The 12,690-nt window shown below is 37.5% G+C and carries 11 protein-coding genes; 6 read left to right on the top strand and 5 right to left on the bottom strand.

Going from position 1 to position 12,690, the window contains the following annotated elements; genetic code table 11:
* The first annotated feature begins 79 nt into the window (after positions 1 to 79).
* The 4 genes from IPG37_03555 to IPG37_03540 are packed head-to-tail and all read left to right on the top strand — an operon-like array spanning position 80 to position 5,088.
* Positions 80 to 1,756 carry a hypothetical protein gene (locus tag IPG37_03555; GenBank protein QQR53509.1) on the top strand — a complete coding sequence of 559 codons (1,677 nt, stop codon included), beginning with the start codon at positions 80 to 82 and terminating at the stop codon, positions 1,754 to 1,756.
* A gap of 60 nt (positions 1,757 to 1,816) precedes the next feature.
* Positions 1,817 to 2,521 (top strand): hypothetical protein, encoded by a 705-nt coding sequence (locus IPG37_03550; GenBank protein QQR53508.1) that lies wholly within the window; start codon positions 1,817 to 1,819, stop codon positions 2,519 to 2,521.
* Positions 2,505 to 4,733: an ATP-dependent RecD-like DNA helicase gene (locus IPG37_03545; protein QQR53507.1), complete on the top strand. Its 2,229-nt coding sequence runs from the start codon at positions 2,505 to 2,507 to the stop codon at positions 4,731 to 4,733. Before IPG37_03550 ends, IPG37_03545 begins: the two co-directional genes overlap by 17 nt.
* 22 nt (positions 4,734 to 4,755) lie before the next feature.
* A complete protein-coding gene (locus IPG37_03540) occupies positions 4,756 to 5,088 on the top strand; it encodes a hypothetical protein (GenBank protein QQR53506.1) in 333 nt (110 codons plus the stop codon).
* Between the two features lie 13 nt (positions 5,089 to 5,101).
* Here the strand turns inward: IPG37_03540 and IPG37_03535 are convergent, their stop codons facing one another.
* From IPG37_03535 to IPG37_03515, 5 genes are all read right to left on the bottom strand, one after another.
* Entirely contained in the window at positions 5,102 to 6,670 is a 1,569-nt protein-coding gene (locus IPG37_03535) for an NADAR family protein (protein QQR53505.1), read from the bottom strand.
* 98 nt (positions 6,671 to 6,768) lie between these two features.
* On the bottom strand, positions 6,769 to 7,275 hold the full coding sequence (locus IPG37_03530; GenBank protein ID QQR53504.1) for a hypothetical protein: 507 nt from the start codon (positions 7,273 to 7,275) through the stop codon (positions 6,769 to 6,771).
* Between the two features lie 192 nt (positions 7,276 to 7,467).
* The gene (locus IPG37_03525; GenBank protein QQR53503.1) at positions 7,468 to 9,906 is read right to left on the bottom strand and encodes a leucine--tRNA ligase; all 2,439 of its coding nucleotides are present in this window, start codon (positions 9,904 to 9,906) and stop codon (positions 7,468 to 7,470) included.
* A 149-nt stretch (positions 9,907 to 10,055) separates the two neighbouring features.
* A complete protein-coding gene (locus tag IPG37_03520; protein QQR53502.1) occupies positions 10,056 to 10,577 on the bottom strand; it encodes a redoxin domain-containing protein in 522 nt (173 codons plus the stop codon).
* A 145-nt stretch (positions 10,578 to 10,722) separates the two neighbouring features.
* Positions 10,723 to 11,220, bottom strand: coding sequence for a redoxin domain-containing protein (locus IPG37_03515; protein ID QQR53501.1), 498 nt, complete (start codon positions 11,218 to 11,220; stop codon positions 10,723 to 10,725).
* A 247-nt stretch (positions 11,221 to 11,467) separates the two neighbouring features.
* On the opposite strand from IPG37_03515, the gene IPG37_03510 reads away from it, so the two are divergent.
* Together IPG37_03510 and IPG37_03505 are read left to right on the top strand one after the other, a co-directional pair.
* Positions 11,468 to 11,839 (top strand): hypothetical protein, encoded by a 372-nt coding sequence (locus IPG37_03510; protein QQR53500.1) that lies wholly within the window; start codon positions 11,468 to 11,470, stop codon positions 11,837 to 11,839.
* Between the two features lie 32 nt (positions 11,840 to 11,871).
* Positions 11,872 to 12,612, top strand: coding sequence for an RsmE family RNA methyltransferase (locus IPG37_03505; protein QQR53499.1), 741 nt, complete (start codon positions 11,872 to 11,874; stop codon positions 12,610 to 12,612).
* Positions 12,613 to 12,690 lie beyond the last annotated feature (78 nt).

The following is a 12,690-nucleotide window of genomic DNA, read 5'->3' as shown; positions in this document are numbered from 1 at the left end:
TGTGAACTATTTCAAAAAAGAGTACACTGTGAGTACTTTGTTTTATCGTGAAATAGTATTATTGCCAAAGAGGTATATTATGAAGGTATATCTAAAAGCCTTTTTGTATCTATTATCCTTCTGTGTGGTTATGAAAAACTATACGGTCGATGATTTTTCTGATGCGCTGCTAACTGAAGAACTATTAAATAATCAACTGAATCTTGACGATGCTTATCTTCAAGCTTTTTTACAGCAAGACGAACCTGTTTTTGCTGTGGAAGAAGCTGTACCTGCTGTTTCAAAAGTTATGGTCCCTCCTGCTTTAATTGTCAGTATGTTGGAAGCAGTCAATTTAAAAAAGATTTTGATGCAAGATTTTTTCCTCAAAACGTATCAGTTGGAAGTGAAAGGGATACATGATTATCCGTTGTTTCATTCTTACAAAGATCCGTTTAAACTTTGCAGAAAAACAGGAAGAAAAAAGTCTATTTCAGTTGTTCCATTTTTTACGTATGTTTCGCCATCATTGTTTGAAAGCAAAGAGGAAGATACTTTGCAAGCATACCTTGCGTTAAATGAAACTCGTTTATTGACAGCGCTGCATGATTCGATTACCCAGCTCAAACAGTTTTCTGACCAGTTTTATTTTGATGTGGCTGCTGTTTTTAATAGCTTGAGCCATACCTATATTCAACAACGAAAGCTTGGAGCACTTTTGAGTAGCCAATTTTTGGTCGGCGAGTCTTTATTTGGTGTGAGCGTGCCGTTTTTATACAGTGAGCGTAATTTTCAGATGCCGCAGTATTTTAAGGATGTTTTGGAACGAGAGTTTGGAGCTTCAACGGCCGAACAACAGGAAGCTTTTAAAAAGCATCATTTAATTGCAGATAAGGTTGGATGTGGTGATTTAAAGGTGCAATGTGCGCATAAGTTCAGACTGAAGCCTTATTATGAAGTTCAGTTACAGCTTGCTTCTGTTTTGCCAACTGCATTTGCGATTAAAAGCGGCATGCTAGGTACCACGTTTAAAAGTAAGTCAGCATTGCCTGCTTTTCATTTTGCTGATTTTGCTGAGCTTTTGATTACCAATAATCAGGAAAAAATCTTTCAGTTGACAACGGATTTAGCATATGACTGTCTGGACAGAATAGCTTATGCTCTTTTGGAGCATAGGTTGGGAGAGGGACGTTTTGCTGTAAGTGCAGGTATTTCTCAAAAAGTTAATATAGGAAAGTTTCTTTCAAAAGCATGGTTAAAAAGGTTCAGATTAGAATCGTCATTTTTTATTGAATACAAAGCTCCAATGACAGTGAAGCAGTCCTTTGCCACAAAAATCAATCGATCTGCGCTTGAAAATAGTACGATGAGTAGCGATCCAGCAAAACTACTTGATCTTTTTTCGCAGGGAGTGGTCTCTCAGCTGTTCTTGCGATCGTTTTGCGCACAGGTTAGTGGTAGCGTTGCATTAAAATATAGGTCTGCACTTGTGTATCATGCAAAACAGTATCGCGTTTTTGTTGGTTCAGATAGTTGGCTAAAGTCACCAACGTATATCAACGTAATCAAAGCTCCTTCTGATATTAAAAATACACTTGATAAACAGAAAGCAGATAAAAAATATGCTGCCCAGGCAATACTGTTTGGCGGGGCAACGTATAGCATGAAGCGTTCAGCGTATAGTGTTGATTTTAACATTGCCGGATATACCAGTACACTTTCTCGTGGAATAGGAAAGGATATAGGGTTTTCAGTGGGATGTGATATTAGTTTTTAGTTTGCTGCTTTAAAATGGTTTTTTATACGATGATCTCTGGGTATTAAAAAAAGGTAGATTATGGAACTATTTAAAGGCCTATTTTTTGGTTTAACATTACTGTTGCAGATACAGCTTCAATCATCCATGGTGCTCAATACAATACAGCCTTTTGATGGTATTTTTGTTACAGAGCATCAGCTGGAACTTATTCAGTTATTTCGATTTAAACTTCAAAACATTTATACAGCTTTTAAACAGGAAATTAATGGTAGGAGCGATCAAGATCACAATCAGATACTTTCTCAATATAAAAATAGGTTAATACAGTTGGCGCAGCGTTTTTTTGGACAGGCTGTTGGAGGAAAAAAATTTGTTACTGCGGTAGTTCATGAATATTGTGACAATCATAACAAACAGGATAGTTTCTTGTTGCACTGGATGACGGTAAAAGATGGTCATGAGTACCTTTATTTTGACCAGAACATACAGTCTTTTGCGCAGCTGGATAGATTTTGTATTGATTTAATCGAGTTTTTGGCCGATCTTATGTACAGCTGTCCTATTGCTCATCAAAGATTGCAGCAGATGATTGAGAAGTGGAATCGGTGTAAAATAATAGTTGAACAGTTGCAGAATGAATCGAAGATCTCTTTTGATGAAGCTACAAAAAGTAAGTTTTTAGGGTATCTCAAAGAAAAACATCTAGCACGGGTGGCAGTAGAAGCTATAAATGAATCTCTCATTCTTTCATTCGTTACAAGTTTTTATGAACATAGTAGTTAATCAAGCAACTCAAACAGGCGATGTAAAAGAGCAACCTGTTGAAATAGTTGGTGTTGTGGAGCGAGTGCTTTTTGCAAATGCACAGACAGGTTTTACTGTCTGTTACATCAAACCTGAAGGCCAGGTTGAAAAGGTGACGGCCTGTGGTCTGTTGTCTACTGTTCATCAAGGAAATATAGTTCAAGCAACAGGGTGTTGGGTGCAACATCCGAAATTTGGCAGACAGTTTTCAGTCGATTCGTATTCGATCTCTTTGCCCTCTTCTGCTGTTGGTATTGAAAAATATTTGGCCTCCGGTCTGATAAAAGGGATAGGGCCAACGTACGCGCAGCGTTTAGTAAGTTTTTTTGGAACGCGCACGCTTGAAGTGATTGATAAAACTCCTGAACAGTTAGCTTCAGTTCCTGGAATAGGTCCCAAGCGTCAAAAAGAGATTATCGCCGGGTGGGCGCAGCAAAAAGAGGTTGCCCATATCATGGTGTTTCTTCAAGAAAAAGGAGTATCGAGTACGTATGCGGTCAAGATTTACAAAGCATACAAGCAACAGGCGATCGAACTGATGCTTGAAAATCCGTATCGCATTGCCGAAGATATCTGGGGAATCGGTTTTGCAATTGCAGACACCATCGCACAAAAACTTTCAGTTGCACCTGATTCAGTAAAACGGTTTAGAGCCGCACTTTTGCACGTGCTTTCAACCAGTACTCAAAATGGGCATGTGTACGTTGAACTTGAAAGTTTAAAGAAAGCTACTGCAGAACTTTTGAGTCTGGATGTAGCCATATCGGCATCGAAAGTTAAAATTGTCCTGCATGATCTGTATAACGAAGAAAAAATAAAGCTTGTATCCAAGGGGCAAGAGCATTTTATTGCGTTGGCTTTTCATTATAAAGCTGAAAAAGGGATCGCTGACCTGCTTTTAGAGCTCCAAAAGGCGACATCTTTTTTGAATATTGATCAGAATAAGCTCTATGAGCTGTTGCGCACCGATCAGAAAAATGGAGCCCAGCTGCATGAGCAACAGCAAAAAGGTGTCATGTCAGTTTTTACGTGCAACGTTACCATTATTACCGGTGGCCCTGGTACTGGCAAAACAACGCTTGTTAAATCGGTGTTAAACTTATGTGATCAGTTTGCTGTCTCTTATAAACTTGCCGCGCCAACGGGGCGTGCTGCAAAACGGCTTACGCAGAGCGCTAATCGTCAGGCCGTGACCCTGCACAGACTGCTTGAGTTTGACCCTGCAACCATGCAGTTTACCAAAAACGCTCAAAACGCCCTCGATTGCAAGCTGCTTGTGGTTGATGAGGCATCGATGATAGATATTTTTTTAATGTATGCACTGCTCAAGGCGGTGGCTCGTGGAACACATCTTGTTTTTATTGGAGACGTTGATCAGTTACCATCAGTCGGTTCTGGTAATGTTTTGTCTGATCTGATTCAAAGTGATCTTATTCCGACGGTGCGCTTGACTCATATTTTTCGGCAAGCACATGAAAGTTTAATTGTAACGAATGCACACAGAATAAATAAGGGTGAATTTTTTGTGACGTTTGACGAAACAACTCCTCATGCAAAAGATTTTTATTTTATAAAAGAGGAGAATCCTGATACTATTCAGGAACATTTAAGGCACGTATTTAAATCGGTTCTTGTTCAGAAAAAAATTGCATTAGATGCAACTGCAGTCTTGGTGCCAATGAATCGAGGATCGGTCGGAACCGTTGCATTAAATCAGATGCTGCAAAATCTTTTAAATCCTCGTTCTGATGATGCCATTGTGTATGGTTCTTACACATTTAAAGTTTCTGATCGAGTTATGCAGATTAGAAATAACTATGATAAGCATGTTTTCAATGGCGATATTGGCACTGTTGTGCTGATTGATAAAAATGAGAAGGAGCTGCATGTGCAGTTTGATCAGCTGGTTGTCTATGATTTTTCTGAATTAGATGAGCTGGTGCTTGCCTATGCAATTTCGATTCACAAAAGTCAGGGTTCTGAATATGATGCGGTTATCATACCATTATTCATGCAGCATTACACGCTTTTACAGCGCAAACTTTTGTATACAGCGGTGACAAGGGCAAAAAAAATCTGTATATTAATCGGGCAGCCAAAAGCTTTTTGGACCGCGATTCGCAATAGCGTTACGCAGGTTCGCCTTACTTTATTAAAAGATTTTTTGGCAAGTAATTTATCAGCACGTTAAAAAGTGGAGCGAACGGAGCAACATGAAAAATTTTTCTGTATTCAAAGGTATGGTGATGGGTGTATATTTTTTAGCATGCCCGATGTATGCAATGCGTACCAATCCTCAGTATCAACTGCGTATTCGGAACTTGGCACGAGAAGAAAGAGAGTATCTTGCGCGCATACGACAGTTGCGACAAAATAATGTAGAAGATCTACAAAATAATCCTGAAAATAATTTAGAAAATGCCGAGGGGCATCCACCTTATATGTGGCAGCTGCCACTACCGCATTCTTCTCGTTACGCTCATTATGATCCTGCTTTTTTTAGTGATGCTTCTGTTCAAAATCAAAAACAAGATAGTACGCGTTAAAAATGCTCTTTTTTTAGCTATACCCTAACCAGCTCCAAAGACTTTTAAACCAATCAAATCCCAGTAACCAGTTAATGAATGAGTTGTGCTTAATTGTTGGTGTGCTCTTTGGTGGAAATTCTGCTTGTGGGGTTCGTGTGAGCGTTGAATGAGCATTTGAGTTTTCGTTTTTTATTTTTGTCTTGGTTACAGGTGTTACCAATTGTGTAGTGATTGACAGTGGTTTGTTTGTTTTTCCAGTTTTCAACAACTGTGCTCGCAATTTCATTGCAATCATACCAACATGATTAAAACCCATCATTGTAGTTTGATTTACACCAAAAAAATCATCATTCAAATTGTTGTTATTCGTGAACAGAATAGTTTTGTTCTCACTTTTTAATAGATTTTGTTTGATCGTTTGATTGACGGTTAAAAGAATTTGTAATCTCATTTGCCATAAAAATAGCTTATATTTTTTTTTTGCTGTTCCTCCTTCGTAGAGATTGCTATAAGTTCTTTTTAAATAATATTCAATACCGTTGTAGGTTTCATTGTTGATCATAATTTTTTGCGTAAAGTTGTCAGCAGGGAAAATGGTATTGAAATTTTCAGTGTTGATGTGCTTGGAGTAATCCATTTTTGATAGATTAAGCCCGAGCTGTGTTATTAATGTATTATTATTATCTTTGGCAGGAGCATTATAAACTAAATAGTTTTCGATGGCTGGGTTGTTAAAAGTTTTTAATTGTCCATTTGGCTTTTCCTTTTTTAATTGTTCGCGAACAAGCATGAGGATAATTCCAAGGAAGTTGTTGCCTTTAAAATCAGCACCAGCGCCCCATTCTTTATCTTTTTCGCCTGCATTTTCAACTAAAATTTTAGGGTGTGTGCTCATTAAAAGATTTTTTAGTTGGTTGTTTTGGTTAAATTTTGCCCAGATTGCATTAATCATATGTGTGTATTTTTCTTGGTGCCATGAGGCAAATTTATTTTTTGCTTGTTCAGATTCATGGTGCTTGAATTGTCGTGCAAGATTGAATGCTTCTATTGGGATAGCGTTTTTTAAGAAGTAAGTTACTTGTTCTTCTGTTGTAACTGTTTCCGTTCTGTTCTTTTTGTCTCCGTTATCCAGTTGGAAGTATACTGTAATAGTTTGAGACCAGTTTTCAGGATAGTAAGGTAGGATGTATTTGAGAACTTTTTGCGCTTGAAAATAGTTTTCTACGGTCTTCCAGGATTCACCTTTTGGTAACTGAAAACTTTCTTCCCAAAAATTAGTAAATTCATAATAATGTTGATTTTGATCGGTCGTTCTGAATGTTCCAATCTCTTGATCGCCTCTTTGAATCTCAAATGAGTTATAACCATCTGGTTTTTCATAAAATTCAATGCGGTTTTGAAACTGCTTCCAACTTGTTGCGTTTGGATTATAGAATTGATAGGTCTGGTATGCCTTATAACCTGTTTTATCTGCTTCTATTTTGTCATCTGGATTTAATTGCGTGATGATCGCTTGAAATTGCTTGTAAATTTCTTGTTCCGGTTCTGCGGTCTGAAGAGTTGCATGTAACAGTAGCACAATAAACAATAAAATAACCATTGAATTAGTTCTTTCATAAAATGAAACACAGCTCTATTCTATGAAAAAATAATAGAGAAATACAATGGATTTTTATTTTGTGCAATAAATAGGTTTATTTATTCATATTCTGAATACGTAATTTTTGATTTTTCACGGTGTATGGTTGGCGGAAATTTGATTTCTGTTTTTTGCTCGAGTAAAGGTATTTCTATGGCTCCCGTTTGGTCATGTTGTTTGTATGGCAGATTGGCATTTTTTAGCTTTAACTTTTCCAACGCATTTATGCATGCGTCCTGTTTGCAACTGCCTTCCATTAAAGATCTGATCAGGATCGTTTTATTAGTACATGGAAGTTGTGGTATACGTAGTCTTCTTCCATCTGACAGTTCCAAATAATCTTTTGTTTTTGAGTGTGCAAAAAGGGTGATTTTGTTTTCAGTTTTAATAGGGTAGACAGAGATATCAAATATGCCAGTCCTTTTTGGAAGATATTTTCCCAGAGGGTTTTTTGCTACTGTTAAGCTTTTCATTGTAGCCATTTTTAAGAGTAATTTTTCCAAAAAAGGATGCGCTGTGCATGAAAGCAGCAATAGTGGTAGTAAAATCGATCTTTTTATCTTCATAATTTATTCTTTATTTTAACTTGTTTTAAATAAGTGGTTTATATATAGTATTTTTATTATATATGATTATTTTCTATTCGTCAATATCAAGTTTAAAAATTGATACAGTCAAAGAGTCTGATTTTCTCTATTCGAGGGCCGAGCATCGTACAAAAAGAAGGGGGGCTGCCCCTTCTTTTTGTTTATTTCATTTTACAGTACGAGATTCACAAGCTTTGCTTCGATATAGATATGTTTTTTGATCGAGGTGTTATCTGGTATCCACTTTGCTATTGCTTGCTCTGCCAAGGCATAAATAGTCGCCTTTTCAGTGTTTTTTGCAACAGTTATTGATCCCCGTGTTTTACCGTTGACCTGTACGATAATCTCTATGGTATTTTGTACCAGTAGGGTTTGATCAACCGTTGGCCATTGCATAGCATTTAATTTTTTGTGACATATTTTTTCAAGTAGTTCGCTTGCAAGGTGTGGGATAAACACTGAAAGGATGGATAGGAGTTTTTCAATAGATTGTTGCGATAGTGTATGTTTTTCAGTGATTGCCTGGTTCAACCATTCCATGCATGATGCAATAGCGGTATTTGGCTTGTATCTTCCAATCCGTTCTTCTATTTCGATTTGTAGTCTGGCTAGGGCCTGTTTGGATTGCAAAGGCTCTGTATCTTGATCAACAATGGTTTCGGGGTTGGTCAAAAAATCGTATAATCTATTTAAAAATCGCTTCATTCCTTCAATGCCGCCGTCCTGCCACACTGCATCGAGTTCTGGTGGTCCCATAAATAAAATGTACAGTCTCAAAGCATCCGATCCATACTGTTTGACCATGTCATCTGGGTTCACCACATTGCCTTTTGATTTTGACATTTTTTCTGTTAGACCGGTTTTTTCAGAATATTTTAAGACCATACCTTGGTTAAAAAGCTCTTTGAAAGGCTCATCGAATGGTAGATGGCCCAGGTCATATAATACTTTTACATAAAACCGTGCATACAAAAGATGTAAAATCGCATGTTCAATGCCACCAATATAAAGATCCACAGGTAACCAGTGTTCCATATCTGCTTTATCGAATGGTTTGTTTTGCAGTTTTGGGTTAACATAACGTAAAAAGTACCAGCATGATCCGGCCCACTGAGGCATGGTATTTGTTTCCCGTTTTGCTTTCTGTTTGCATTGCGGGCAGATGGTGTTGACAAATGATTCAATGGAAGCAAGTGGAGATTCGCCTGTTCCGGTTGGCTTGTAACTTTCAACTTGTGGCAATCTGATGGGCAGTTCCATTTCTGGGACAGGTACGACGCCGCATGTTTTACAATGTACAATCGGAATAGGTTCGCCCCAATATCGTTGCCTTGAAAAGATCCAATCGCGAAGTTTGTACGTTGTGTGTTTTCGCGCGTATCCCTGTTTTATGCAATACTCTATAATCTGCTCGCGTGCATTGAGCGCATTTTTTCCAGCAAATGGTGTGGGTTCAAGTAAAATGCCTTTTGACATGTCAGAAAAGCATAGTTTCAGATTTTTGACATCATGTTGCTCAGAAATGTTCTCAGGAACCATGGCAACTTTTAATGGAATAGTATATTTTTTAGCAAATGCAAAATCACGCTCATCATGGGCTGAACAGCGTATGATTCCCGTCCCGTAATCTGCAAATGCAAAACTAGCGATCCACAAGGGAAGGTCAGTTTTGCTGACCGGATCTTGTACATACTGTCCTGTAAATATACCGTGTGGTTCTTTTTCGTCCCGTTTTAAAAGCCGTTCTTGTAAAATTTCTTTGCAAAACTGTTCTATCTGGGTTCTGTTTTCCGTGTTCTTAATGATAGCTCCAAGGAGTGGATGATCAGGTGCAATGACAAAAAAGGTGTCTGCACAAAACGCTTCAAAATGTGCTGAAAACGTTTCTATAATGATATTGGAGTTTCTGATTTTTGCTGTAAAAATAAGACCTTCGCTTTTCCCTATCCAGTGACGTTGCATCTGTTTTACTTTTTCCGGCCAATCAAGTCTATCTAATCCTTCAAGCAGTTTTTCGGCATATTTTGTAATGCGCAAAACCCACTGTCTGATTTTTTTAATCTCTACAATCGAATGACAACGATCACACGCGTTATTGACCACCTCTTCATTTGCCAGTCCAGTCAGGCAGGATGGACACCAGTTGATAGGCATATCTGCTTCATATGCAAGCCCTGCTTTGTACATTTGCAAGAATATCCATTGTGTCCACTTATAATAATCTGGATCGGTGGTACTAAGCTCTTTTGACCAGTCATATAATGCGGCAAGTTCGTACAACTGCTCTTTAAAATGTGCGATATTTTTGTTGGTACCCTCTTCTGGATGAATACCCTTTTTGATTGCATCATTTTCCGCCGGTAATCCAAATGCGTCCCAGCCCATTGGATGCAGTATGTTATACCCTTGCAGCCATTTAAAGCGTGTAAGCACGTCTGAGAGTACATACCCTCGCCAGTGTCCTACATGTAAGCCTGATCCGGATGGGTAAGGGAACATATCCAAGCAATAGAATTTTTTTTTAGAACTTTGCGTTTCTGTCGTTCCATCGGGTTGGGTTCGCCATATTTTTTGCCATTTTTTTTCAATCAGTTCAAAAGGATAACTCATGTAAGTCCTTGTAAGATTTTTTACTTTTAGAGTAACAAAACCTCATTTTTTCTCAAATTAGCACAAGAAAAAGCCCATGTAAGTAAAAAAGGGCCATTCGGTCAGAAGTATAGAACCGAACAGCCCTGAGTAAGAAGATCGACTTGTTGTTAAGAACTCTGATGTGCTTTGATCTCCTCAAACTTTTTTAAAATCTGTTCTGCATGCTTTTCATGATCAACATCAGTAATAACCCCGACCACTTTTCCTTCTTCGTCTATTAGGACGGTCACACAGGTATTTTGAAACCAGCTTTCATTTTCCGCATCGTATGCTTTCAAACATTCTGGAGTTGTGGTGAGTAAGGTAAAATCTGAAACTTGGAGTTTTTGCAAAATTGTGCGATGTGTCGAAGGTAAGTCTCTACTCAGTCCTAGTGGAACAATGCCTTTACGTCTGAAAATCTTGGCATATTGTGCCATGTTCTTAATCTGTTTTTTATCTTTTTCACTGGATACTTTTGAATGAAAGATGAGTGCCACCTTCCTTCCCACGAATTGGGAGAGCGCGACACATTGACCATTTTGGTCTATTAAATTGAACTGTGGAGCCCGTTGTTCTAATACCAAAAGTGCTGCTTCACATAAAAAGTTTATCTGCAAAAGCAAAACAATTTTTCTGAGTTTATTCATGATGTATACTCCTTTAGAAAAATGCTTTCAACATGAGATAGTCTAAACTTTATCTATTGAACGTCAAGCGTTTGATTAAAAAAAATGCAACTTTTGATCAAACGTGATATTTTTCAACTTTCATTTTTATGAAGAAAGTACTTTGCTACGCACCAAATGCGTTGATAATCTGCTGTGTGTGTTCATCTATTATTACATCATTAATAATAGATACTATAAAACCGTCCTCGTTGATCAGTACAGTTTTTCGTTTATTCAGAACTATTCCTGATGCATTATACTTAGTTAAAAATTCTTCCGTTGCAGTCAAAAAGTTGAAATCAAACTGTCCCTTTGCTTTAAATTCTAAATGACTTTTTGGGGTGTTAGCGCTGATGGCGTAGATCAAGATATTTTTTGCATTGAGTAAGGAGGTGTTTTGATTTAGTTTTTTTAACTGTTTGGTACATGTTGTTGTGTTGTCCCTTGGGTAAAATACGAGCGCTATTTTTTTCTTTTTTGCGAGCAGATTGTGTAAAGATACAGCTGCTCCATTTTGATCCAGGAGTTTAAAATCAGGTGCTTTATCACCTTTTTTTAACAGTGGTTCGTTGCAAAACATTCCAAATGTGAGTGCACATAAGCCTTTTTTTAGAAATTGCATGATCAGATCCTTTCTTTAATGAGGATGTTGTTTTCATTCAGTATACCCCGGCTTGAACTGTTGATCAAAATTTTTTCTAGCTTATTGCTTTTGTTTTGGTCGATTTATATAAACAATAGGCTGCTTTTTTGAGGCAAAGGTGGTGCTTTTATACGTTGCAATTATTTTAAAAAAAGTTTTTTTTGCTATAATTGTGAAAGTATTGATAAAAATTTGCCCGCTTCAATTTAAAAGATAATAGGAAAATATGTTTAAAATAAAATATTTTTTTCTTGTAAACTGCTTTCTTGTTTCGATTGTTATTTGTCAAGAGCCAGAAAAACAGGCGGTTTATACCCCTGAGCCGGTGACAGCTGAATGGTCGGCGGAAGAGTTAGAATACTTAAAGGATCTTGAAAGTGGTGATTTCATTAATTCCAAAGTAAGTGTTGACACTATAAAAAGTAAGTTGATGAAAAAAACAGCTTTAGATAGCTTGCGTGAGCGTTTTTCGGATTATGGGGTTGTTCTTCTGCTGCAATGGCTTAAATTGAAACAAAAAGCGAAAAAGTATGCTTTTTCATTTGCAAAATTCTATACTTTTTTACAACAAAAAATTAAAGAAAAGCTTGGTGTTTAGCTGGCTGATTTATAGTTTAAAGGTTGAGTGGTATGTTAGAAAGGCATGTATTTGCGTTATTTTATTCTGATTGTGATCAGATGAGACCTCAACAAGAATTTTCAATTGATGATCCCATTTTATATCATCGATGTATTCACGTTTTACGGCTTGTTATGCAATCTAGAGTGATTTTTTTTAGTCAAGTAAGACACTGTGTTGTAAGTGTTTTGCGTGTGGCCAAAAAGGAGCTTGTATTGTTTGTTATTTCTGTGCATGAAAATCGTCTGCTCAAGCCATCTATTATACTCGCGTTACCAGTTCTAAAAGGTGCGGATTTTTCTGACGCGGTCGGATTTGCGACTCAGGCAGGGGTTTCTCAGATTCAGCTACTTTATACAGAGCGTAGTCAAAAGTTAAAAAATAATGAAGTTGAGCTGGCGCGACTCAAGCGAACAGTGATTGCAGCAGCTGAACAGGCGAAGCATTTTGCTTTTCCCTCAATAGTTCCTCCGATTCATGTTGCCGATCTGTTTGATCTTTACCAAAGTAGTGTTGGTTCTATTGCAAGATGTGATGGGTTATTCGGATGGCAGGTAGGTTCTTTATTACATCCAAACGGTGAGCAGTCTGTAGTTTGTGTTGTTGGTCCTGAAGCAGATTTTACAGAAGAAGAATATAAGCAGTTTTCAGAAAAGAATTACACGCCGTTGTCTTTGGGGCCAACCATTTTTCGATCTTCAGTGGCCGCTTGTGTCATGATTGCCATTGTTCGTTCATTAGTTAAAACTTAGTATTGTTGTTATCGATTGGATGCGTTTCTATTTTCAGCCTCCGTTTTCAGCGAGTTTGATTTATATTTGTATTTATAT

The sequence above is a fragment of the bacterium genome, from assembly GCA_016699125.1.
GTDB lineage: Bacteria > Babelota > Babeliae > Babelales > Vermiphilaceae > AWTP1-30.
Note: the sequence above shows the minus strand (reverse complement) of the source record. Positions and strands in the feature narration are given on the sequence as shown.

Bases quoted from the DNA above. Each gene is read 5' to 3' on its own strand.
- IPG37_03535 (QQR53505.1), bottom strand. From the start codon at position 6,670: ATGGTTATTTTATTGTTTATTGTGCTACTGTTACATGCAACTCTTCAG.
- IPG37_03550 (QQR53508.1), top strand. From the start codon at position 1,817: ATGGAACTATTTAAAGGCCTATTTTTTGGTTTAACATTACTGTTGCAG.
- IPG37_03520 (QQR53502.1), bottom strand. From the start codon at position 10,577: ATGAATAAACTCAGAAAAATTGTTTTGCTTTTGCAGATAAACTTTTTA.
- IPG37_03540 (QQR53506.1), top strand. From the start codon at position 4,756: ATGAAAAATTTTTCTGTATTCAAAGGTATGGTGATGGGTGTATATTTT.
- IPG37_03515 (QQR53501.1), bottom strand. From the start codon at position 11,220: ATGCAATTTCTAAAAAAAGGCTTATGTGCACTCACATTTGGAATGTTT.
- IPG37_03525 (QQR53503.1), bottom strand. From the start codon at position 9,906: ATGAGTTATCCTTTTGAACTGATTGAAAAAAAATGGCAAAAAATATGG.
- IPG37_03530 (QQR53504.1), bottom strand. From the start codon at position 7,275: ATGAAGATAAAAAGATCGATTTTACTACCACTATTGCTGCTTTCATGC.
- IPG37_03545 (QQR53507.1), top strand. From the start codon at position 2,505: ATGAACATAGTAGTTAATCAAGCAACTCAAACAGGCGATGTAAAAGAG.
- IPG37_03555 (QQR53509.1), top strand. From the start codon at position 80: ATGAAGGTATATCTAAAAGCCTTTTTGTATCTATTATCCTTCTGTGTG.
- IPG37_03510 (QQR53500.1), top strand. From the start codon at position 11,468: ATGTTTAAAATAAAATATTTTTTTCTTGTAAACTGCTTTCTTGTTTCG.
- IPG37_03505 (QQR53499.1), top strand. From the start codon at position 11,872: ATGTTAGAAAGGCATGTATTTGCGTTATTTTATTCTGATTGTGATCAG.